The organism is Desulfosporosinus metallidurans (genome assembly GCF_001936615.1).
GTDB lineage: Bacteria > Bacillota > Desulfitobacteriia > Desulfitobacteriales > Desulfitobacteriaceae > Desulfosporosinus > Desulfosporosinus metallidurans.
The window spans coordinates 147,421-169,121 of the sequence record NZ_MLBF01000002.1 but is presented as its reverse complement, the minus strand read 5'-3'; the positions used below and the strand labels follow the sequence as shown (position 1 = coordinate 169,121).

The following is a 21,701-nucleotide window of genomic DNA, read 5'->3' as shown; positions in this document are numbered from 1 at the left end:
TTTTCGTTGATTCCATTCGTAAAAATGGTGTACAATGGCTGCAGAGAGGGGTCAACAGTGTGGGTAAGGACATCGTAGTTTTTGATGTGAAATCGACGGGCTTAGAGGGTAGGCAAGAAGAAATTGTAGAATTTGAAGCACTTCGAATCCATAATGGACTGATTCAAGCGACTTGTCACTTTCTTGTTCGTCATGAGAGTACTGGTCTCCAGGAAGAAGAGCTTAATGTTGCGTCTTCACTGGTGGAGCATCGTCAGGAGATACTTGATTTCTTCGAGGATGCAATCCTTGTAGGGCATCAAATGTCATTTCACCTCTCTAGCTTAGAAAAGACATTAAATGTTTATTTTCGACAGTCTTTTTGGGACACTCTGGAATTGGCTCGAATTTTTTTCCCTACTGCGCATCATTACCAGTTATCCTTCTTAGCTGAAAAGCTTTCGTTGCCTTTAGGAGACGAATCTATGCAGCATCGATCGGAATCAAATGCCTGGCTAACTTGGAAACTTTTCGAGGCCTGTTGGAACAAGGGGTTGGAATTTGATCTTAGCTTCTTTGACCAAGCCAAACCCCTTCTTGAGGGATGGGATGGGAGAGGTTTTATCGACGAATTGCATAGAGAAATTACGCGCAGTTTTCCTGATCGTCAGATTCGAACGGATCTGGTGCTTGCCCCCGGTGCTGAGGGGTTGTTTGTACGTACCCAATCCCCGGCTGTTAGCGTTCCTAACTCCATCGACTGGGTTGTTGATTGTTTTGCTCCGGGAGGAATCCTTGAACGAAGTTTACCAGGCTTTGAGAGCAGACCGGGTCAGGTGAAGATGGCCAAACTAATTGCTGACGGGCTTAGTTCCTCTCGACATGTCGTGGTTGAAGCCGGAACAGGGACAGGAAAGTCGTTTGCTTATTTAATTCCGTGCCTATGGTCGGCTAAAAAAACAGGACAAAAAGTAGTGATTGCGACCCACACGATTCCCCTACAAGAACAACTTCAAAAAAAGGATATCCCAATTTTGGAAAAGGTATTACCCTTTCCGTTTCGAGTCGCTATTTTGAAAGGGAAAGGCAACTACTGTTGTTTGAAAAAATGGCAGGGATGCTTGTCTAATCCGAAAGAAATTCCGAGAACAGAGTATAGGCTTGCTTTTTTAAGTATTCTTGTTTGGTTAAGAGAAACGCTAACAGGGGACTTGCAGGAACTCTCGAAAGTTCCTGGACTCCTGAAGAGTTGGCCTAGCCTCAGCGCTGACAATGAAATGTGTATTCCGGGAAGGTGTTCAAAGGCAGGTGTTTGCTTTTTACTGAGAGCACGCAAGAAAGCAGAAGAGGCGGATCTATTGATCGTGAATCATTCGCTGCTCTTTTCCGATCTTAAAACGGACTACAATGTCTTGCCAGAATACCATCAGTTGGTGATCGATGAGGCCCATCAGATGTATCAGACGGCTCTGCAACATCTCGGATCTGATTTGAGTTTGGACAGTGTTACCCGTAGCATTGACAGTATTTATAGACTGACAGGGCCATGTTTTTATGCCACGATTAAACAACGCTTAGGGTCATTGACTCAAATAGTACCATCTGTACCTTGGGAAACATTTGAGAAAAAACTAGAGGATATCCCTGAGCTATGTCCGATGGTCGTGGAACAGGCTAAAGAGTTATTTCAGTTATTGTCAACTATTTTAGGAACAAAGCGCACGTTTCGCTTTGTTGCAAGTCATTCCACTAAAACGTGGTGGGAAGGGTTAAATGTTCAGATAGAGAACCTAGTGGGCCGAATTAATGCCGTGGCCTCTGTCCTCGAAAGTTTAATAAGCCCATTTAATGGAGAAGACGCGGATGAGGTCGAAGAGTTGAAATACGTATTATCTGGTCATCAAAGAGAGTTGCAAGGATTTATTGACACTCTGGTCATCGTACGAAACGTTAATAATCCTCAACAGGTGACTTGGCTTGAACAAAACTCAAGACTTTATCTAAAGACTTCCCCAATCGAAGTGAGTGATATACTTAAGGAAAAAATATTTTCACGTCTTGATACTGTTATTTTAACTTCCGCAACGCTAAGTATATCAAATTCTTTCCAGTATTTTCTTCAAGATGTTGGATTACCATTAACAACAACAACAACGGCACAGGTGGATTCGCCCTTCGACTATGATCAACAGATGCGCCTTTTTGTGGTTAAAAAGGGCTTCAAACAGCAAAATTCTGACTACGAGAAAGCCATGGAGCTTTCGAAATTTATTGTAGAAGTTGCTGAGAGGATGAATGGACGGACGTTAGTTCTCTTTACTGCCCATAAATTACTGAATGAAACTTATGCCTTATTGCATCAAAAATTGGCCAGAATAGGCATAGAAACACTAGCCCAAGGAGTGCACGGGGAACGTAGCACAATGATAGAGGCCTTTAAACGAAACCCAAGGAGTGTCCTTTTGGGAGCCAATAGTTTTTGGGAAGGGATTGATATTCCCGGTGACACGTTATCTTGTGTCATCTTAGTTAAACTTCCTTTTTGGCCGCCTTCGTTACCCTTGATTGAGGCTCGATCGGAATATATAAGTTTTCAAGGACGTGATCCTTTTCAAGAGCTCTTACTTCCTGAAGCTGTTATCCGTTTCAAACAAGGGTTTGGGCGTCTAATTCGTTCAAGAAAGGATCGCGGGATTGTCATCTTGCTAGATGACCGAGTGATCGATAAATATTACGGGAGATATTTCTTGAGTTCTTTACCTATTCGGACACATATTCGAGGAGAAAATGCACTCGTGCTTGGTAAAATAGAGGAATGGAATCTTGGAGAGTTGGACCGAGAGCTTTAATAATTGTCTTAGAAATGGTAAACTAGAGAAAATCAAGAGGAGGAGGTTAATTTTTCGGTGAAACAATATCCCATTTCTCGTGATGGTTGGCTTTATCTGGTGATATTAGCAGTTCTAATGGTTTTGGCCTACTGGGTTTGGCCGTGGCTGGTTATTTTACCAGGTATTCTGTTCTTGTTTGTTTTATTTTTCTTTCGTAATCCTAACAGAGCTATCCCATCTGACGAATTATCGCTAGTTTCTCCCGCTGACGGAGTGGTCATGGATGTGGAAAGGGTCTTTGAAGACCAGTTTCTAAACGGAGAAAGTATTCGCGTTCGTATCTTTCTAAGTCTATTTAATGTTCATGTCAATCGCAGTCCGATGGCTGGCGAGGTTGTTTTTCGTGCCTATCGACCGGGACAGATGATTCCTGCCTTTAAAAGCCATGCATCAGAGCTGAACGAGAAAAACTATGTTGGAATCCAAAATCAACACTTGCAGATTTTAGTGACGCAGGTGACAGGATTTATTGCTCGTCGGATCGTGTGTTGGGTTAATAAGGGAGATAAACTGACCAAAGGAAAGAGATTTGGTCTGATTAAATTTGGTTCGTGTACAGAAATTTTTGTACCAACTGATGTAGAAATCATGGTTAGCCCCGGGGATAAGGTGCGTGGAGGAGTAAGTATAATAGGGAGAGTGAGTGTTGAATGAGGGGAAGTCCGATTCCTGCTCGCATGATCCCGAGCATCTTTACCTTGGCTAATTTACTTTTTGGTTTTCTTGCCTTGATCTGGGTCATAGAAAGTAATTTTACATTAGCAGCGGCGATGATTTTACTTTCTGTGCTCATGGACAGTTTGGACGGCAAAGTGGCTCGAAGGCTTTCTGTAAGCTCAGATTTTGGTAAAGAACTCGATTCTCTGAGTGATTTAGTCTCTTTTGGGGTGGCACCAGCAATTCTTACCTATCAGGCAATTTTGCAGCCTCATCAAACCGAGTTTGTTAAGTATTTAGGTCTGGGTATTGCTGTGGTTTTCGCATTATGTGGTGCAGTCCGTTTGGCTCGTTTTAATATGCTCAATATCACCACTTATTTTGTTGGCGTTCCCATTACTTTTGCGGGCGGTTTTATGGCTCTGTTAATGTTCTTGCGAACTATGCTGCCTTGGTACATTTATCCCGTAAGTATGGTGATTTTGGCTTTCTTAATGGTATCTACGTTTAAGGTACCGAAGTTGAGCAAGTAGGGGGACTTGTGTGACACAGCGCTCGGTGTTACGACGCAGAGCAAACTAACCGTTCAAGCTCCCGGCTTTGGGGAGCGGGGTTCATCCTTCGGCGATAGTATTCTTTTAAAGAACCGCCTACGGCGATAATCTCCACTGGAGACTATCGTGCCAAATGCGCCATCCGACGGCCATGGATGGCCTAGTGTCGCTGGAGCCAAGGATGGCGGGAAGCGACCTTGGCGCAGTTGGCGGCAGTGCACATCCGCAGGCCATGGATGGCCAAGTGTCCCTGTAGCCAAGGATGGCGAGAAGGGACCTTGTGCACTGCCCCGTGTCTGGGGTCGGTCGCTTGAACGGAAGTTTGCTAGTCTGCTTACGTAAAAACGTCGCGCTCGTGTCACACTGCGTCCCGGGCTTTGAACGGGTGAAATATGCGGTAAAAGACGTATTCGAACTACTTATAACGACGAGCAGGAAAGGTAATTTACCTTCCCTGCTCGTTTTTTCACCTATGGCACGTATGAAGCATATAGTATGGCACGGAACTGATCTCAAAGGGGGAAGTGCAGATGGATAACCAACAAGTAAGTTGGAATAGTGTCGGAGTACGAATGGTTCAAGGGTTAACGACAACGATTGATGCTGTCCGTCAACTGGATGTTCAAGAAGCTTCTTTAGTTATGCGTTTGTTAGGAAAAAGCTGTACGCGCATGATTAAGGATGGGGTAGGACATCAATTTGGGATTGCATTGATTGAAACCAGTGCCCAATTAGCCATGAAGGAATCGTTAGTATTGGAAGATGTTCTCAAAGTTATTACGGGTATCATAGGTCGCCTTTACTTTACTGCCAACACAGAGGAGGAACGTTTGCTTGTGGGTCAATTGGAAGAGGCAGTAAAGAATTACCAAGTAATTTAAAAGGGCAATCTGGATTTTATTTGCATACATTACCACTAAGTGGTGGTTCAAGCGGAAGTAAAGGAGGAAGGATAATTTATGCGCATTTATTACGTCAGGTTACCGGAGTTCGTACTTAATGTTTTGAGAAAAGTTTTTGGCTAAAGTGGTATGAAAAGCATTGTTCCCTCCTAGAATGTTAGTAAAGACAAGCAAGGAGGGAAATTATGCGTCACAGTCGTTATGTATGGTTACTTGGTCTATCACTCTTATGTCTAATCACGATCCTCACTTTTAAAACCCCTCAGACAGTAATTACAGCTCTAGCAGATCCTCATTATGGAAATTCTCCACAAATGACAATTCAGCATTTTTGGAAACTCATGGATCTCCGCCAAACCGATCTTGCCCGTGAACTATTAGTGTTGCCGGAGGGATCCTTGGATGAGAAGGAGTTCACGACTTGGGAAACTAGGTTAAATAAAGATCCATTGTTGTCATTACAAAAAGTACAGTTTATGAATTCTGAAATGGGCCTTTCGAAAGCGGCTATTGTACGCGTTTCTTGGACATCATCAGTTCAAGAAGCTCAGATTTTTACGTTTTCTATTCATTTAGTACACAACGAAAAGGGTTGGCGTATTCAAGGATTAAAGCAGATCAATGACCTCTCGTCTTGAGGGGGGAAACAATGATGGAAGGTTCTTTTGGACAGAACATGGATGGACACATAGGTAAAGCACGAGGGTCGGAGACTGATTTAAAATTGCGGTTCTATATAGGTGTGGTATTCCTAGTAGCGGGGTTAATCTTGTACCTTTGGGAATAAATTAATAAACGGTTGGGCACGGTTATTCTGAATTTGAAAGACCGTGTTTTCTTTTCGGTTCAGAATAGTTGCATTTTTATAAATTTGGTATAGTTTCAAGACGAAGCGTTAACACTTAGCATTAGTCATCAGCGAATTGTGGAAGATCAAAGCGTGCCGAAATACACACAGAACTGTGTGTTAAGTCACACTAAGCAAGGGATTACCGTGATACACTGACAATCATAAAGGAGGTCATTTATATGGCAGACGTAAAAAAAGAGGCTCCGGAGTTGGAGTGTGCTCATTGTGGAACGACTAGTGAACTTACCCCTATATTGACCTATGTACACCAAGGTGAAGAAAAACATGTATGTACGCATTGTTTGCCAATGCTCATACATGGTTAGGAGATGACTATGCGCTTTACACTAGATATGAAACTAAAGGATATTATGTCCGCCAATCCTAAGACTGCAGAGGCTATGCAGGAACTGGGTTTACATTGTCTTGGATGTGCTTTTTCTGTTAATGAAACGTTAGCGAATGCTGCTCAAATGCATAATCTGGATCCGAATCTTTTATTAGAAAAGGTTAATAGTGTAGAACAAGGGGAAATTTCTGCTGAAGCTGCGGCAAAGGCTCAACCAGCCGGGTCAATTTTACAAATGGATAAAAAGACTTATTCAATTGCTCCCCATATACCGGCAGGTGTCGTGACCCCGGAAATTTTACGTAAGATCGCAGACGTTTCAGAGAAATACCATGCTCAAGCACTTAAAGTGACCTCTGCTCAGCGTATTGCTATTGTTGGGTTACTCCCTGAAGATGTCCCAAATGTTTGGAAGGACTTGGGAATGGATCCAGGCCATGCTGTCGGGTTATGCGTTCGAAGCGTGAAAGTTTGCCCCGGGGATACATTCTGTAAACGAGGATTGCAAGAAACTTTAGCTTTGGGTATGGAAATTGATAAACGTTATCATGGTATGGAATTGCCCTCGAAATTTAAAATAGGGGTTGCCGGATGTCCAAATAAATGTACAGATGCAGCCTCGGTGGACTTAGGTTTAATGGGTACAAGCAAAGGGTATCATCTTTATGTCGGGGGAAACGGCGGGGTCAAACCAAGGCAGGGGAATATCCTTTTGGAAAATCTCCAGAAGGAACAGCTAGTGCCAGTTATGGACGCGGTTATTGCCTACTATAAGGAAAATGCTAAACCACAAGAACGGATAGGGCGTCTCATTGATCGCATAGGAATTGATGGGCTTCGTGAATTTGCTGAAAAGGCCATGCCTTAAGAAAGTTAAAAAGGCAGTTAAGCGATGTATTCATCCGCTTAACTGCCTTTTATCTCTTGAGTATGTACTTAATCTGTATCAATGTGTATGGCATCAACTGGACAGCCATCAGCGGCTTCTTTCGCGGAATCCTCAAACTCGCTGGGGACCGGGTTTTTATAAGCTGCTGCCAACCCATCATCCTCCATTTTAAAAACTTCAGGACAGATGTCTGGGCAAGCTCCACACCCGATGCACGTATCTTTGTCTACCTCAGCATACATTATGTACCCTCCTTTAACTAATCTGGGAAGTATTTTACCCTTTTAAAAGCGATCTATTCATAATTTTAACATATATAGACTTTCTTGAAAAGTTTTGGACGTTTTAAATTTGGGAACTATGATTAGCTCTACTTATTATTTGATTAAACTCGCTAAGGTTCATGACATTTCGCGTATTTAGTAAAGTGCTACTCTCTACAGGAAAATATTAGTGGATTTTGCGGTATGTATAAAATACCAAAATTATCCATAAACCCTTTCCCGCTGAGCTTTTCTCAAAAACTAATCGCCTCACATTGTTGCCTTTTTATTTACGATTTCGACATCGGGCCTAACGTATAATAAGGTCACCGGAAAAATTCAAACGATTATAAATGTAACAATGGTGAACCGGAATACAGTTAAGGCGGGATGATGGTATAATGGGAAAAAAAATAAAAATAATTGTCGCGGATGATAACCGTAACTTATGTCAAATGCTACAAAACTATCTCCAAGGTCAAGAAGATTTGGTTATTGTCGGGGTTGCTAATAATGGTTTAGAAGCTTGGGATCTCATTCAAACTCAGGAGCCAGATTTGATTATTCTAGATTTAGTCATGCCAAATTTGGATGGTTTAGGCGTATTGGAGCGCGTTAATGCTCGGGCAACGGCGGTACGCCCTAAAGTTATCATGTTAACGGCTTTTGGACAGGAATCTCTCACCCATCAGGCCATGATGCTTGGTGTTGATTACTTTATTCTCAAACCTTTCGATCTGGATATTTTAAGCAAACGTATCCGTGCTCTAACGCAGGATATACCCTCGCCGGCTCCTACACAGTTTTCTTCAGCTACTCCGATCGTGACAACGACAGGAAGTGGTCTTAACTTGTGCGTTGAAGTGACCACGATGATGCATCAAATTGGAATACCTGCCCATGTTAAAGGGTATCAATATATTCGAGACGCAATATTGATGGTCGTAGAGGATGTTTCTTTGCTTGGAGCTGTAACTAAAGAACTGTACCCAGGTATCGCGAAAAAATTTGATACTGCACCCAGTCGAGTAGAACGCGGAATTCGCCATGCTATAGAACTAGCCTGGGAACGTGGACATACTGATACGCTTAAACGAATTTTTGGATATTCTATGAATATTGAACGCCAAAAACCTACCAATTCAGAATTCATAGCACTTCTTGCTGATAAATTAAGGGTAATGAGTAAGGTCAGCTAAGTCCTCACAATGTATAGGAAAATCTTTGTCCTAATTGAGTTTTATCCAATTTATTCAGAGAAGTTCCCAATTTTCAGCAATTATCTTTACAGTCCCAATTAAGAATAATTAAGAACGACTCATTTTCTTCTTAACGGGTAGGGAAGAAAATTGCAGCATAAATATTTAATATAATATAATGAGATAGTCGCTCGAACTATCGGAATAGTCAGATGACACCCCTCAGAACCAACTATGGTTTCTGAGGGGTTTGTTTTGAAACGTTGAATATCGTTGGATAACTTGAAAAATAAGGACAGGGAATAGTAAACTATAGATTCAGCATACAAACTGAAATAAGTTGAAGGGGGTTTACTTTTTGAAGGGCAAGCTGATAGTCATAGAAGCAGGGGATGGCAGTGGTAAGGAGACTCAGACAAAATTGCTGTATGAGAGACTGAAGACGGAAAATTACAGGGTAGAAAAGGTGGAATTTCCTGATTATAAGAGCGATTCTTCTGCTCTTATCAAAATGTATTTGAATGGAGAATTTGGAAGCAACCCAAATGACGTTAATCCCTATATAGCTTCCACGTTTTATACTGTTGATCGGTATGCATCCTACAAAAAAGAATGGGAAGGTTTTTATCAAAGCGGTGGCATCATTTTGGCTGATCGCTATACGACCTCTAACATGGTTCATCAGGCTGCCAAAATAGTTGATACTGTAGATAGGAACGACTATCTCAATTGGTTATGGGATTTGGAATTCGTAAAGTTTAGACTTCCGGTTCCTGACTGTGTAATCTTTCTTAATATGCATCCGCGTTTTAGCCAAAAACTTATCAATGACAGACCCAATAAACTCGGAGACAAAGATAAGGATATTCATGAAAGAAATTATGAGTATTTACTTCAATCTTATAATAATGCTTGTGAAATCGGGGCATCTTATGGTTGGTCGATAGTAAATTGTGTGTGTGAAGGACAACTCAGAAGTAGAGAAGAAATTCATGCAGATATTTACAAACTAGTAAAAGAGTTGATTGATCAAGAGGGGTAAGTCTGATTGGTTAAATTATTTGGTAAGAAGTATGGTTTTTCGCAGGAAATATTGTATACAAAGGCGAATTACTAGCAACGGGCAGAAAGAAGTTTTAAGGGACTTGAGCTCAACATTTGAGAGAGGAAGGAGGACCGTTATCACTTTTTACTGCATGAATGTCATCGAACATAAAACGTAGGAGGGGAAAGAATGCTTCGTAATCACAAAAAAACCTGGTCATTAGTTATTGCCACCATGTTATCGGCTACTCTGATCCTATCCGGTTGTGGACAGACTGCTGCGCCCACGAAGGAGGGCACAACAGCCACTAGTAAACCCGTTGATGGCGGTACGTTCCGTTTTGGGATGATTTCCAGCCCATCCAATCTTGAACCTGCATTTTTGGAAGAGAATAACGGAATTGAAATTGGTAAAGAGCTTTACGATGGTCTCGTAAGATATGACCCCAAAACATTAGAAACTAAACCTGCTATTGCAGAGAAATGGGATTATTCAGCTGATAAAAAAGTAATTACCTTTCACATCCGGAAGGGTGTTAAATTTCATGACGGAACTGAAGTCAAAGCACAAGATATTTTGGATGACTGGAATCGTTTAGCGGCCAAAGATACGGCTTCGCCGGTATCTTTCCCACTCGAACCCATCGTTGGCTTTAAAGAAGTGAACAGTGGCGCGGCTAAGACAATGACCGGACTGAAGAAGATTGATGATTATACAGTTGAAGTGACCTTAGGCGAACCAAATGCTGCCTTCATCACCTCATTAGGTCATCCAGCGGTTGGGATTTATAAAATTGCTGGTGCAGCTAAAGCGGGTAAAGACTTTGGAACCCCTGCCTCCACTCCAGAAACCTTGATCGGAACGGGTGCCTTCAAATTTGTGAAGTGGAATGCTGACCAAGATGTAACTATTACAAAGTTCAACGATTATTACGGCAATAAGGTACATGTTGACCAAGTTGTCTATAAGATTTACAAAGAGGAATCCACCGCTCTAAACGATTTCCGTGCAGGAAACTTAGATTATGTGGACAGAATGCCTCCAGGTCAACAACAAGCCATTATCAAAGAATTCCCAGGTCAAACCATTAAGAATGTTGCTCTAACGACAGAGTATATCGGATTTAACCTTAATAAAGCGCCGTTTAAGGATAACCTAAACCTAAGAAAAGCAATTGCCTATGCAATTGACACTCAAAGCGTAATTGACACTGTCCGTGAGGGTATTTCAACACCGGCTAACGGTCCAGTACCTGCCGGAATGCCAGGGTATGATAAAGAGCTGAAAGCACCAACGTATGATAAGGCTAAAGCCAAAGAATATTTGGCCAAAGCAGGATACCCTGATGGTAAAGGACTTCCGGTTATTCAATATTCCTATAACTTTACCCAACTAAACCAAAAGGTTGCGGAAGCCTTCCAAGGACAGTTAAAAGAGGTTGGAATTCAGACTGAGTTGAAGAATTTAGAATGGGGTTCCTATATTAAAGCCTTACAGTCCGGAGACAGTCAAATGTTCCGCCTCGCATGGGGGGCAGATTACCCTGATCCAGATGATTTCCTGCGTATCCTTTATTCCAAATCGCAATGGGGCGCCAATAATGATACCTTCTATTCGAACCCAGAGGTTGAAGCCTTATTTACTCAAGGTTTGACAGAAACGGATACGGCCAAACGTATGGCGATCTATAAAACGATTCAAGAAAAAGTCGTAGCGGAACAACCAGCAGTTTGGGCCTTTAACACGACCTACCTTGAATTGTTCGGAAAGAATGTCCATGATTTTACAGTTAGCGCACTTGACCAAAAAGATATGCGTACTGTTTGGTTATCCAAGTAAAATATGCTTTAAAGATTAAGGCTATTTTAAGGATTTAAGCAATTTTAAAGGAGTTTATGCGGTTTTCCTGCATAAACTCCATTTAATGTATAGGCTTCATGTGAAAGCCTAAACTACAATTTGCATAAAATTTACATTTCGAATTTACTGGCAAATTTCTTGCTTTCACAGTATAATTTCTAGAGACGAATGACTTAAAGGAGGAGGACAACTTGTGACACGCTATATTATTCGACGCATATTTCAACTGGTACCCGTCATCATTGGTATTTCTATCGTTACTTTTTTGATGATGACCCTTGTGCCCGGGGATCCGGTTGTATTGATGTTAGGCCAGCATATTTCACCACAAACAGTTGAGAACGTGCGGCATGGATTGGGATTAGATCAACCAATGTTGACACGGTATCTTCAATACATGTGGAATGCACTTCATGGAGATTTTGGGCGATCCTATATTCAACACCAAGCAGTCTCCCAGATGCTTCTCGACAAAATACCTGTGACGTTTCGACTCACAGTCGTTGCAATGGCGATTGCGGTTACATTTGGAGTACTTATCGGAATCTTGTCAGCGGTAAAGCAATATAGTTTTTGGGATACATTGGCTACTTTTTTTGCAATGACAGGTGTTTCAGTTCCAACTTTTTGGTTAGGTATGATGTTGCAATTGCTCTTTGGAGTTATACTTCATATACTTCCGGTTAGTGGTACCGGTGGAGAAGGATTTCATCTGCAAAATTATCTTTTACCTGGATTCGCTTTAGGGTATGCCTCGATGGCTATGTATGTGCGCTTGACGCGTTCTAGCATGTTGGAGGTCATACGACAGGACTATGTTCGTACAGCCCGTGCTAAAGGGCTATCTAGTCGGGTTGTGATTTTCAAGCATGCCATGAAAAATGCACTAATTCCAGTAGCAACTCAAGCAGGTATGGATTTTGCCGGCTTAATGGGCGGCGCTATTTTAACGGAAACCATCTTTTCGCTCCCTGGTATCGGTTCAATGTTATACATGGCAATTTCCAGACGGGATTATCCCGTAGTGCAAGGGGTCACGCTCTTTCTTGCTCTCGTGTTTGTGGTGATAAACTTGCTTGTGGATATTTCCTATGCTGTTTTGGATCCCCGGATCCGGTATGATTAAGGACAGACGATAGATAACAGGGGGGTAGAAAATGTCAACAGATACTGATGCCGTAAAAACGAATGAATTATATGAAACGTCTTCGCCACTTCATGACATGTGGGTGCGCTTAAAAAGAAATAAGTTAGCTTTATTCGGACTTTTTCTCGTCGTTTCATTAGTTGTTATTGCCATTTTAGCAGGAATTATTGCACCTTATGACCCTGTGCAGATCGCTTTAAAAGAATCTTTAAAACCACCGAGCTCCGCTCACCTCATGGGTACAGACGTCCTTGGCCGGGACGTATTTAGTAGAATTATCTATGGAACGAGGGCCTCACTGGTTATTGGAGTGGTTGCTACAAGCATTTCTCTCGTTATAGGAGTAGTTATCGGTGCGATTTCCGGTTATTATGGCGGATGGATCGATTCCATCATGATGCGGATAACGGATATATTCTTTGCCTTCCCGTTTTTTCTCTTAGCTATAGCTATTATGACCTTCCTAGGACCTAGCTTTATTAATGTTTTCATTGCCTTGGGTATTGTAGGATGGACAAATTATGCCCGCCTTGTTCGTGGACAAGTTATCTCGGTTAAGGAAAGCGACTATGTTGAAGCCGCCCATGCTGTGGGGGCAAAAGACCTTCGAATTATTTGGAAGCATGTACTTCCCAACACTTTAGCCCCTATTATTGTCTATACAACGATGAATGTTGGGGGCGTCATCTTATCCGAGGCAGGGTTGAGCTTCTTAGGGATTGGGGTGCAGCCACCCGCTCCGAGTTGGGGACTAATGCTCTCAGAAGCATCGAATTTTATCTTTAATGCTCCTTGGATGGTTATTTGGCCAGGGGTAGCCATTTTCTTAACGGTACTTGGTTATAACTTATTAGGTGACGGACTGCGCGATGCGCTTGATCCGCGCATGAAACAATAGAGGGAGGAAGTAGTAATGGGTCAAGAACTTTTGCTTCAAGTGAAGGATCTTAGAACTCACTTCTACACAGAAGCCGGTGTCGTAAAGGCGGTCGATGGAGTTGATCTTGAGATCAATAAAGGGGAAACTCTCGGCGTTGTGGGGGAATCGGGTTCAGGAAAAAGTATTACAGCCATGTCTATTATGCGTCTTATCCCAGTACCTCCCGGGAAAATTGTTAGTGGAGAGGTAATGTTTAGTGGTAAAGATTTGATCAAAGCAACCGAATCTGAAATGATGAAAATTCGCGGTAATGAAATTGCTATGATTTTCCAGGATCCCATGACCTCCCTGAATCCCGTGCTTACGGTTGGGGAGCAAATCATGGAAGCCATCATTCTTCATCAGAAAACGGGGCGATCCGAGGCCAAAAAAAGGGCCGTTGAGATGTTGAAGAAGGTGGGTATTCCTGAAGCGGAAAGCAGAGTGAATAACTACCCGCATCAATTTAGTGGAGGTATGCGCCAACGTGTCATGATCGCCATGGCCTTGTCGTGTAACCCTAAGCTTCTAATAGCCGATGAACCGACCACTGCTCTTGATGTGACGATTCAGGCCCAAATTCTAGATTTGATGAACAATCTTAAAAAGGACTTCGGCACAGCTATTATGCTGATTACCCACGATTTAGGGGTTGTCGCTGAGTTGTGTCAAAAGGTTTTAGTCATGTATGCAGGAAACACAGTTGAGTACACAAATGCAGAGGCATTGTTTGCAGCTCCGAAGCATCCCTATACTTGGGGACTATTAGGATCGTTGCCAAAACTGGATGAGTCCGAAAAACAACGTCTGGAGCCAATAGAAGGACAACCACCTGATTTGCGTCGTTTACCACAGGGTTGCAATTTTGCCCCGCGGTGTAAACACAAGAAACCTATATGCGAGCAACAAAAACCAACTCTGCAAGAAATCGAACAAGGGCATTTCGTCAGTTGCTTCTTATATGGAGAAGGGGGGAAGAGGCATGACTGAAACTAAAAAGCAGACAGAGGCGTTATTAAAAGTAGAGAATCTTCAGAAGTACTTTCCAATTCGAAAAGGAATTGTTGTTCAAAAACATGTTGGGGATGTTAAAGCAGTTGACGGAGTTTCCTTCGACATTCGACGTGGAGAAACACTCGGTATGGTTGGGGAAAGCGGATGTGGAAAATCAACCATTGGACGAACGATCTTAAGATTACTAGAGCCTACTGGGGGAAAAGTGACCTTTGAGGGAAAAGTGCTTAATGATTTTTCTGGTGAAGAAATGCGCAAAATGCGTAGTCAGATGCAGATGATTTTTCAGGACCCCTATGCCTCTTTGAACCCTCGGATGACGGTGGGAGATATCATTGGAGAACCTATTCTGATTCATGGGGTTTCCAATCGAATAGAACGTGAGAAACGGGTTCGTAAACTCCTCGATGTCGTGGGCTTAAGCCCTTATCATGGAGCACGCTACCCACACGAATTTTCGGGTGGACAACGTCAGCGGATCGGGATCGCTAGGGCTTTATCGGTTAACCCTAAGCTAATTGTTTGTGATGAACCGGTTTCTGCCTTGGATGTGTCTATTCAAGCTCAGGTCATTAACTTACTTGAGGATTTACAGCAAGAGTTTGATTTAACGTATTTATTTATTGCCCATGATTTGTCCGTAGTCAAACACATTAGCAACAGGGTCGTGGTTATGTACCTAGGTAAGACGGTAGAACTCTCCGATTCAGAGGAACTCTATAGAAATCCGTTGCATCCTTATACGATAGCGTTGTTGTCTGCCATACCTCTTCCGGATCCAATGGTTAAGAAAGAGCGCATTATTCTAAAAGGGGATGTTCCAAGCCCGGTTAATCCACCTTCAGGCTGCCGTTTTCATACACGTTGCCCGAAAGCACTAGGAATTTGCAAGGAACAGGAGCCTGAATTTAAGGATATCGGAAATGGTCATTATGTAGCATGTCACTTTGTCAAATAATTAAATAGTTCAAGGGGGTTGGTAAATACTAGTTACCAACCCCCTAATTTAGTAAGAAAAAAGCAATTTACTACATATTAACAAAACCACAACAACGTTGTGGTTAAAGTAACATTATGGTGCGCCCGGCGGGATTTGAACCTGCGACCTCCGGCTTCGGAAACCGTCACTCTATCCACTGAGCTACGAGCGCTTAAGAGAACATTTATTACTTTACTCAATAATGAGTAGTTTGTCAAGCCTTATAAGATGTCCATTATACTTGTTTTAATGCAGAATGGTTTATTAATGCCTTCGAAAGTCAATAAGTTGTCTCTTCATGGACTCTGCAGTATAATTCAACATGGATGAGCGATTGCGTGGAGAACGATTTTTTGAATGGGGGATTCGATTGCGCTGGAGACATATGCGTAAGATTTTTACGTGGCAATTGTTGAAACATTTTCTAGGTATACTAATGGGGGCCGCGATAGTTAGTGCCAGTATCAATACACTGATTATTCCCAATCAAATTGCTGACGGCGGGGTCACGGGAATTGCCATCATTTTGCATTACTTATTTCATTGGCCAGTCAGTTGGACTGTTTTGTTGCTTAATTTACCACTATTTGTTTTGGGTCTTCGTTTGGTGGGGCGAAAATTCTTAGCTTTAAGTGTCATTGGTGTAGGAGTACTTTCAGTTACGCTTTCCCTTACTGCACATCTTCCGACATTAACTCATGATACGTTGCTAGCCGCCATTTCCGGAGGAGTGCTTTCAGGAATTGGGATGGGAATTATTTTCCGTTCCAGAGGGTCACTTGGTGGAACTGATATTTTAGCGGTACTCTTTGCTAGAACAACAAACTTTAGTGTGGGGCAAATATTACTTGGAATTGATGCGGTTATCTTCCTTGTGGTTGCCGTTTTGTTTAGACCTGAGATGGCTATGTATGCTATGATTTATATGTTCATTGCCACGCATGTCGTCGATCTGGTACAGGAAGGCTTGAGTCACTCGAAGTCGGTTATGGTGGTGACCACGCAACCTCAGAGAATAGCAGAGGAAATCATGGCCAAGCTTGAGCGAGGGGTTACACTTTTTCAAGCGACGGGGGCCTTCTCAGGTGAGGCTAAACAGGTTGTTTACTGCGTTATAAACCGCACCGAATTGTCTCAAGTTAAAGAGATTGTTCATGATCAAGATCCACAGGCGTTTCTGGCCATCTCAGAAGTGCCGGAAGTTGTCGGGGAAGGCTTTTCATCTTGGAAAGGACATTGATGTACTCAAGAATGCACCAAATTGAAGATGGAACTATAGAGTTTAGGATAGAGACCTTCTCGGGGAAGTCTTTATAAGACTAGGTTGGGAACGAGGGATAGAATTGACAAAACGGCCGCTCAAACGTGGTCAAAGAAGACGTCGGCAGTCCACGTTTTTGCTTTTGGTTTCGATTATTTTATTGCTAATCGTTGGGCCTTTTGCTTGGCGAATGGAGCGTTTGAGACAAGCAGAAAATGCTTACGACGTTCCAAAGGTTAAAGCGGAACTTCAGTGGTTAGAAGTTCATGGGGGATTCTTAACTAAACTAGGATTGATAAAAGATGCCACACTATGGCTTGAACTAAACATCGGGAGTACGGACTTGGAGTCTAAATTGGCAGTGTATCACGACGAAAAGCATCAATTTTGGCTGCTTCTTCTCGATATGCAAGCAGGGAAAATGACTGAGGCTCAGAAAGTTATCGGTGAACTTGGGAATACACCAGCGGGTGAGTTAGGGCGAGGATTACTGTCTTTGGTGAAAGGAAATGCAGAGGAGTCGCGTCGTTTGTTGACTAAGACAGATGTTGGCTGGGAAACCTTATCTCGCCATGAGCAGACTTTGAGGCATTTGACACTGGCTCAAGCATCAATGATCTTAGGGGATCATCCTTCTACACAGTCTGAGTTCCAGGTAGCTCAGAGCCTTGAACCCCAAAATCCAGCCTGCCTTTCTATGGAGATGGACATAGCCATAGAGGAAGGGCAATGGACCAAGGCACTAGAGCTAAGTAACACAATAGATTCGCAAACCTGGCGGCCTAAGACTACGTTATTTGAAACAAAAAGAGCAGTCCTCGCGATACGTGAAGATAATTTGCAGAAGTTGACGGATACCCTATCCACTCTCAAAGAGCTTCCTCGTGGAGAGGCCACTATCTACTACGTAAATGGGATACAAGCATTACATAAAGGCCAGTTGCAGGAGGGGAAGAATTTACTCGAACGCGCACTGAAAAGTGGGCTTGACGCTGGAGTAGAAGCGGACGTACAAAAAGCGTTGGAACAAGTCGCAGAGCGACAAAAGGCCGATAAAGTCTTGCAATCTGTTGTCGCCAAAACGTAGAATCAAGCTCTTTATTTTGGAGGGGTGAGGGGTTTTTCCTTTAAATTACTTTCCGGTGGCCAAGTACTATTGGCTTCGGAAAGTAATTGCCCGACTGGGAGTAAAGTATGCCCCTTGCTTTTGAGATGTTGAATGACGGTAGGCAGGGCTTGGACCGTATCTGGAGCCGAGTCCGAGGCATGAAATAAAATAATGTCTCCTGCTTTTGCCCCGCCTCCTGAGCGTATTCCGTTAAGCACATTATTTACGACAGCACTTGGGCCTGGTCGCTTCCAATCTAGAGAATCAACACTCCACTGGATTACTCGGTATCCTAGCTTATTGGCGGTGGCTATGACCCTGTTATTATAGGCTCCGTTGGGTGCACGGATTAATCGGACATTCTGACCCGTTATCCGTTCTAGTACTTGTTGGGCAGTGATAATCTCATGTTCTATTTCGCTCTCCCCTAGGGTATTAAGATCAATATGGCGGTTTCCATGTGATCCGATTTCGTGACCTTCAGCTACCATTCGCTGAACAAGTGACTGATGTTTGTCGGCCCAAGGACTCGATAGGAAAAAGGTGGCATGAATCCCTTCCTTTTTTAGAATATCAAGTATTGGCTCTGCTGTCTTTTCTCCCCAACTGATATCAAAGGTCAGTCCAATAGATTGGGTATTGACGCTGGCAGAGTAAATGGGTTTTAATTTTCCGGAAAATACTGATGTGACATTCTCACGATAAGCAAACAAGACGAATAATAGGATTCCCCAGAGGGCAATATTACGCCATGATGGACGTTTGAAAATTATAATTCGCATTTGGCATTCCTCCTTGAGTAAAGGATATTCATCAAATTGCTTGATATGAGAGTAATACAAAAAAACGCCTATTAAGGCGTTTTTAAATATGTTCTATAAAATTAAATTTGGAAGCTTAGATAAATTACCGTTGGATGAATCGTTTGCCCGTTACAAACTGGAAAAGATCAATTTTAAATAGAAATTTCAGGAATACATGAAGGACTGTAAAAGAGACACCGACAAAAACAATAAATCGTATTAAAAAGAAGGCAATGGCAAACACCCACGTGAATACTTTTCCTAAGACCATGGCAGAGAGATAGAGACCCAGAATGAGTATGAGAAGTTTGAGTGCAACCATCCAATAATTTGAAGATTGAGTTGGACGATAAGTATTCAAGGTCAAAACACCCCCCCTCTTAGAATTAGATTATCATATTTCGACTTTTATGTCTAGATTACAAGCTAGTTCGTCCAGAAAGTTCTTCTGTCTCTTAACAAAACTGTCATCCACAAACTTACACAACACGATATGCCCAATAAATCAACTCGTGCATATTATGGAGCAGACACGGAGGCGATAATATGTACGATAGTGAATTATCCGTTTGGCGGAACCTAATGGAGGATGGAACAAAGTGTCTGGGGGAAGAAGAATACCTTGATGCAGAAGATTACTTCTCTAAGGGTCTCTTAATAGCATATCAATTAACCGTCCCTGAAATTATTGCATTTACGTTGAGACTGTTGGCGACAGTGAGAGTTCGCTTAGAAAAGTTGGACATAGCAGAACAGGGTTTCAAAGAAGCCTTGCGTATTTGCCTTGAGCTCCAAAATGCGAAAGGGATGGCTGAAGCGTGGGCTGGCCTAGCTAGCCTTTCAGTTAAAAAGGGAATGCTTCAGGAAGCTTGTAGGGACTATGAGCAAGCAATATCGGTTTATCCGAGCGCATCTCCACCGCTAAGGCTGGGGATGCTCTATGCAGATTTGGGTCAAGTTTATGCTAGACTGGAAGAGGGTAGCAGAGCTCAGAAAGCATACACACAGGCACGAAAAATTTGCCGGTTAAACGGGTTCCCGAAAGGGGAAGGAGAGTTGGATGTACTGTTAGGGGAATTGTCCTTTAGACAAGGGGAAAAAGCAGAAGCGTTAAGAAGTTTAAAGCATGCATGCCAGATTTTTGCCCATATCGCTGATATGATTGCTCTGTCCAATACGCTTCAATATCTAGCCTTAATTTACTTCGATCAAAACGAAATGCATTTAGCGTTTGAATGTCAACAAAGGGCGGTTGCCCTCTGTTTAAAATTTGACGATCAGAATGCCTTCAGTGAAAGTTGCTTTTTTCTGAGTAAAATTGAGCAGTTATTAGAAAACTATCAGGAAGCGAAACATTACCTTGAATTATCTATAAGCTTATATCCTGGACAGGATTTGGACTTAGCCTTACGTTATCAAAGTTTAGCAGGTTTATTCTTTCTATCTATGGATTTGGCTAAGGCAGAACTATATTATTTAAAAGCACAAAGTCTCTTTGAATCTATTGGTGATGAGTTGCGAATTGGCGAAGTATTTGAGGCTTTGTCCGCCCTTAAAGAAATCAAGGAACGAAAGGAAGACTCACTCCAATCAAATGACAAATCGAAATTCCATGAAGGGTCTGAACTTGACGCTTTGGTTCGATTAGCTGAGGTTTTTGAAAAACGACGGAGTTTTAGGGATGCCTTAGAATGTTATTGGAAGGCGTTAGAAATCGGAAGAAAGGCTAAGATGACGACAAATTGGATTGAGCTGAGAGTTCAGAGAGTATCAAAACGTCTGCGCGAAAAGAAATAAACGGGTTGACTACCGAAATATTATGAAAAGTAGACTTTATTAATGAGTATCGTTCAGATAGAATAGCCTTATAGAATGTCTTTCCAAGAAGAAGGGTTAAAGGTGAGGAGGTGGATAAACCAACATGCGTGAAGAGGACGAGGCACTCCTTGAATGTTTGGAAGACGTGTATCATAATTTTGAAATAGCTTTAAAGAAGGCTCAAAAAATTCGTTCGATCCATGTCCAAAAATTTGAGCAACTCCTAAATGAGTTAAGGAGTGAACGCCGGGTTTTCGAAGATATCTCTATCCCTGCCCGTCTCATCGTTGAACAACTATTGGAATCCCAGTTTAAAGTTGGACAGGTTGCATTGGAAGCGGAATATCTTAGACAATCGTTTACAGGCGTAGAAGCCGTCAAAGTTGAGGAATTCGGAATAATCCGTGTGAAACTTGGGGAAGTTGAAATTTCATGGCGCGATGGGAATTATTCCTACTATCTTTACCCCGATAAGGTGGAATTGAGAGCGACCGATGAGAAGTCGTCTATCAAGTTGTTCTTTTCTATTTCCTTCAATCGACAAAGCCTAGAGAGGTTTCCTGAAATCTTAATTTCCCCCAATGTTGTTTATATACATCCACAACTGGAAAAATGGATACGGAAGGTGTAATGATGACAAATATTTCACAAGGCTTGGTACAAGTATACACTGGGGATTGCAAAGGAAAAACAACCGCTGCATTTGGTTTGGCAATACGTGCAGTGGGTCATGGTTTTCGGGTTTACATTATACAGTTTATGAAGGGGGGGGATGATTACGGAGAGCTAGAAGGTCTGAAACGCTTGCGGCCAGAATGCCAACTAGAGCACTTTGGAGGGCAGGGCTGGGTTCGCAAAGGAGAACTCCAAGAGGAACACATTCTTGAAGCACGCAAGGCCTTCATAAGAGCGCAGGAAATCATTATTTCGGGGGAATGGGATATTGTTATTCTAGATGAAATTGTTAACGCGCTTTGGTTTGAGCTAATTCCCGAAAGCGAAGTCCTAGAATTAATCGATAAGAAGCCACCCCACGTAGAATTAGTTTTAACAGGTCGCAATGCTTCAAAGTTATTGATAGAAAAAGCAGATTTAGTGACAGAAATGGTTTTAAAAAAGCATCCATTTGAAAAGGGAATAATGGCGCGTCTTGGAATTGAGTATTAAGGTACATTGTAAATTTGAATAACAATGGATATACTATCCTTATAAGG

23 protein-coding genes and 1 tRNA gene are annotated in these 21,701 nt (G+C 42.3%); 20 read left to right on the top strand and 4 right to left on the bottom strand.

The genetic code is table 11. The features are described 5' to 3' along the window. Positions 1–59: 59 nt before the first annotated feature. The 8 genes from DSOL_RS02150 (at position 60) to DSOL_RS02120 (ending at position 7,050) form a co-directional block, all read left to right on the top strand. Entirely contained in the window at positions 60–2,828 is a 2,769-nt protein-coding gene (locus DSOL_RS02150; RefSeq protein WP_075363235.1) for a helicase C-terminal domain-containing protein, read from the top strand. Between the two features lie 57 nt (positions 2,829–2,885). Next, positions 2,886–3,524: a phosphatidylserine decarboxylase family protein gene (locus tag DSOL_RS02145; protein WP_075363234.1), complete on the top strand. Its 639-nt coding sequence runs from the start codon at positions 2,886–2,888 to the stop codon at positions 3,522–3,524. After that, positions 3,521–4,060: a CDP-diacylglycerol--serine O-phosphatidyltransferase gene (gene pssA / locus DSOL_RS02140; RefSeq protein ID WP_075363233.1), complete on the top strand. Its 540-nt coding sequence runs from the start codon at positions 3,521–3,523 to the stop codon at positions 4,058–4,060. The genes DSOL_RS02145 and pssA overlap by 4 nt, the downstream gene beginning before the upstream one ends. Positions 4,061–4,207: 147 nt before the next feature. Then, positions 4,208–4,423: a hypothetical protein gene (locus DSOL_RS27070; RefSeq protein ID WP_139314359.1), complete on the top strand. Its 216-nt coding sequence runs from the start codon at positions 4,208–4,210 to the stop codon at positions 4,421–4,423. 188 nt (positions 4,424–4,611) lie between these two features. After that, on the top strand, positions 4,612–4,962 hold the full coding sequence (locus DSOL_RS02130; protein ID WP_075363231.1) for a recombinase: 351 nt from the start codon (positions 4,612–4,614) through the stop codon (positions 4,960–4,962). Between the two features lie 206 nt (positions 4,963–5,168). Then, on the top strand, positions 5,169–5,621 hold the full coding sequence (locus DSOL_RS02125; protein ID WP_075363230.1) for a hypothetical protein: 453 nt from the start codon (positions 5,169–5,171) through the stop codon (positions 5,619–5,621). 391 nt (positions 5,622–6,012) lie between these two features. Continuing rightward, the gene (locus DSOL_RS27800) at positions 6,013–6,159 is read left to right on the top strand and encodes a hypothetical protein (RefSeq protein WP_170871419.1); all 147 of its coding nucleotides are present in this window, start codon (positions 6,013–6,015) and stop codon (positions 6,157–6,159) included. A gap of 9 nt (positions 6,160–6,168) precedes the next feature. Next, positions 6,169–7,050 carry a DUF1858 domain-containing protein gene (locus DSOL_RS02120; RefSeq protein ID WP_075363229.1) on the top strand — a complete coding sequence of 294 codons (882 nt, stop codon included), beginning with the start codon at positions 6,169–6,171 and terminating at the stop codon, positions 7,048–7,050. Positions 7,051–7,118: 68 nt separating this feature from the next. Here the strand turns inward: DSOL_RS02120 and DSOL_RS02115 are convergent, their stop codons facing one another. Then, positions 7,119–7,313, bottom strand: a complete 195-nt coding sequence (locus DSOL_RS02115; RefSeq protein ID WP_075363228.1) for a ferredoxin — start codon at positions 7,311–7,313, stop codon at positions 7,119–7,121. 422 nt (positions 7,314–7,735) lie between these two features. Here DSOL_RS02115 and spo0A point away from each other — a divergent pair, with 422 nt between their 5' ends. The 7 genes from spo0A to DSOL_RS02080 all read left to right on the top strand — a co-directional run bounded on the left by spo0A (position 7,736) and on the right by DSOL_RS02080 (position 15,476). Further along, positions 7,736–8,533 (top strand): sporulation transcription factor Spo0A, encoded by a 798-nt coding sequence (gene spo0A / locus DSOL_RS02110; protein ID WP_075363227.1) that lies wholly within the window; start codon positions 7,736–7,738, stop codon positions 8,531–8,533. Between the two features lie 358 nt (positions 8,534–8,891). Further along, positions 8,892–9,575: a dTMP kinase gene (locus DSOL_RS02105; protein ID WP_075363226.1), complete on the top strand. Its 684-nt coding sequence runs from the start codon at positions 8,892–8,894 to the stop codon at positions 9,573–9,575. 192 nt (positions 9,576–9,767) lie between these two features. After that, positions 9,768–11,417 (top strand): ABC transporter substrate-binding protein, encoded by a 1,650-nt coding sequence (locus DSOL_RS02100; RefSeq protein ID WP_075363225.1) that lies wholly within the window; start codon positions 9,768–9,770, stop codon positions 11,415–11,417. Between the two features lie 214 nt (positions 11,418–11,631). Continuing rightward, positions 11,632–12,564: an ABC transporter permease gene (locus DSOL_RS02095; RefSeq protein ID WP_075363224.1), complete on the top strand. Its 933-nt coding sequence runs from the start codon at positions 11,632–11,634 to the stop codon at positions 12,562–12,564. A 31-nt stretch (positions 12,565–12,595) separates the two neighbouring features. Next, the gene (nikC, locus tag DSOL_RS02090) at positions 12,596–13,483 is read left to right on the top strand and encodes a nickel transporter permease (RefSeq protein WP_075363223.1); all 888 of its coding nucleotides are present in this window, start codon (positions 12,596–12,598) and stop codon (positions 13,481–13,483) included. 15 nt (positions 13,484–13,498) lie between these two features. Beyond that, a complete protein-coding gene (locus tag DSOL_RS02085) occupies positions 13,499–14,494 on the top strand; it encodes an ABC transporter ATP-binding protein (RefSeq protein WP_075363222.1) in 996 nt (331 codons plus the stop codon). Beyond that, positions 14,487–15,476, top strand: coding sequence for an ABC transporter ATP-binding protein (locus DSOL_RS02080; protein WP_075363221.1), 990 nt, complete (start codon positions 14,487–14,489; stop codon positions 15,474–15,476). Before DSOL_RS02085 ends, DSOL_RS02080 begins: the two co-directional genes overlap by 8 nt. 117 nt (positions 15,477–15,593) lie before the next feature. On the opposite strand, the gene DSOL_RS02075 is transcribed toward DSOL_RS02080, so the two are convergent. Beyond that, positions 15,594–15,669, bottom strand: a tRNA-Arg gene (locus DSOL_RS02075). A gap of 213 nt (positions 15,670–15,882) precedes the next feature. On the opposite strand from DSOL_RS02075, the gene DSOL_RS02070 reads away from it, so the two are divergent. Both DSOL_RS02070 and DSOL_RS02065 read left to right on the top strand, forming a co-directional pair. Continuing rightward, positions 15,883–16,737, top strand: a complete 855-nt coding sequence (locus DSOL_RS02070) for a YitT family protein (RefSeq protein ID WP_075363343.1) — start codon at positions 15,883–15,885, stop codon at positions 16,735–16,737. Between the two features lie 103 nt (positions 16,738–16,840). Next, on the top strand, positions 16,841–17,845 hold the full coding sequence (locus tag DSOL_RS02065) for a tetratricopeptide repeat protein (RefSeq protein WP_235838668.1): 1,005 nt from the start codon (positions 16,841–16,843) through the stop codon (positions 17,843–17,845). Positions 17,846–17,856: 11 nt separating this feature from the next. On the opposite strand, the gene DSOL_RS02060 is transcribed toward DSOL_RS02065, so the two are convergent. After that, positions 17,857–18,648, bottom strand: coding sequence for a polysaccharide deacetylase family protein (locus DSOL_RS02060; RefSeq protein ID WP_075363220.1), 792 nt, complete (start codon positions 18,646–18,648; stop codon positions 17,857–17,859). A 124-nt stretch (positions 18,649–18,772) separates the two neighbouring features. Further along, positions 18,773–19,036, bottom strand: a complete 264-nt coding sequence (locus tag DSOL_RS02055; RefSeq protein WP_427854369.1) for a hypothetical protein — start codon at positions 19,034–19,036, stop codon at positions 18,773–18,775. 179 nt (positions 19,037–19,215) lie between these two features. Between DSOL_RS02055 and DSOL_RS02050 the strand changes: the two genes are divergently transcribed. From DSOL_RS02050 to cobO, 3 genes are all read left to right on the top strand, one after another. Continuing rightward, positions 19,216–20,466, top strand: a complete 1,251-nt coding sequence (locus DSOL_RS02050) for a tetratricopeptide repeat protein (RefSeq protein WP_075363219.1) — start codon at positions 19,216–19,218, stop codon at positions 20,464–20,466. Positions 20,467–20,590: 124 nt separating this feature from the next. Continuing rightward, on the top strand, positions 20,591–21,118 hold the full coding sequence (locus DSOL_RS02045; RefSeq protein ID WP_075363218.1) for a hypothetical protein: 528 nt from the start codon (positions 20,591–20,593) through the stop codon (positions 21,116–21,118). Between the two features lie 2 nt (positions 21,119–21,120). Then, positions 21,121–21,654, top strand: coding sequence for a cob(I)yrinic acid a,c-diamide adenosyltransferase (gene cobO / locus DSOL_RS02040; protein ID WP_075363217.1), 534 nt, complete (start codon positions 21,121–21,123; stop codon positions 21,652–21,654). Positions 21,655–21,701: the final 47 nt, after the last annotated feature.

What these genes read in the sequence shown, in the direction of transcription:
- pssA (WP_075363233.1), top strand. Translation starts at nt 3,521, where the DNA reads ATGAGGGGAAGTCCGATTCCTGCTCGCATGATCCCGAGCATCTTTACC.
- DSOL_RS02130 (WP_075363231.1), top strand. Translation starts at nt 4,612, where the DNA reads ATGGATAACCAACAAGTAAGTTGGAATAGTGTCGGAGTACGAATGGTT.
- DSOL_RS02125 (WP_075363230.1), top strand. Translation starts at nt 5,169, where the DNA reads ATGCGTCACAGTCGTTATGTATGGTTACTTGGTCTATCACTCTTATGT.
- DSOL_RS27800 (WP_170871419.1), top strand. Translation starts at nt 6,013, where the DNA reads ATGGCAGACGTAAAAAAAGAGGCTCCGGAGTTGGAGTGTGCTCATTGT.
- DSOL_RS02120 (WP_075363229.1), top strand. Translation starts at nt 6,169, where the DNA reads ATGCGCTTTACACTAGATATGAAACTAAAGGATATTATGTCCGCCAAT.
- DSOL_RS02115 (WP_075363228.1), bottom strand. Translation starts at nt 7,313, where the DNA reads ATGTATGCTGAGGTAGACAAAGATACGTGCATCGGGTGTGGAGCTTGC.
- spo0A (WP_075363227.1), top strand. Translation starts at nt 7,736, where the DNA reads ATGGGAAAAAAAATAAAAATAATTGTCGCGGATGATAACCGTAACTTA.
- DSOL_RS02100 (WP_075363225.1), top strand. Translation starts at nt 9,768, where the DNA reads ATGCTTCGTAATCACAAAAAAACCTGGTCATTAGTTATTGCCACCATG.
- nikC (WP_075363223.1), top strand. Translation starts at nt 12,596, where the DNA reads ATGTCAACAGATACTGATGCCGTAAAAACGAATGAATTATATGAAACG.
- DSOL_RS02085 (WP_075363222.1), top strand. Translation starts at nt 13,499, where the DNA reads ATGGGTCAAGAACTTTTGCTTCAAGTGAAGGATCTTAGAACTCACTTC.
- DSOL_RS02080 (WP_075363221.1), top strand. Translation starts at nt 14,487, where the DNA reads ATGACTGAAACTAAAAAGCAGACAGAGGCGTTATTAAAAGTAGAGAAT.
- DSOL_RS02070 (WP_075363343.1), top strand. Translation starts at nt 15,883, where the DNA reads ATGCGTAAGATTTTTACGTGGCAATTGTTGAAACATTTTCTAGGTATA.
- DSOL_RS02060 (WP_075363220.1), bottom strand. Translation starts at nt 18,648, where the DNA reads ATGCGAATTATAATTTTCAAACGTCCATCATGGCGTAATATTGCCCTC.
- DSOL_RS02050 (WP_075363219.1), top strand. Translation starts at nt 19,216, where the DNA reads ATGTACGATAGTGAATTATCCGTTTGGCGGAACCTAATGGAGGATGGA.
- DSOL_RS02045 (WP_075363218.1), top strand. Translation starts at nt 20,591, where the DNA reads ATGCGTGAAGAGGACGAGGCACTCCTTGAATGTTTGGAAGACGTGTAT.
- cobO (WP_075363217.1), top strand. Translation starts at nt 21,121, where the DNA reads ATGACAAATATTTCACAAGGCTTGGTACAAGTATACACTGGGGATTGC.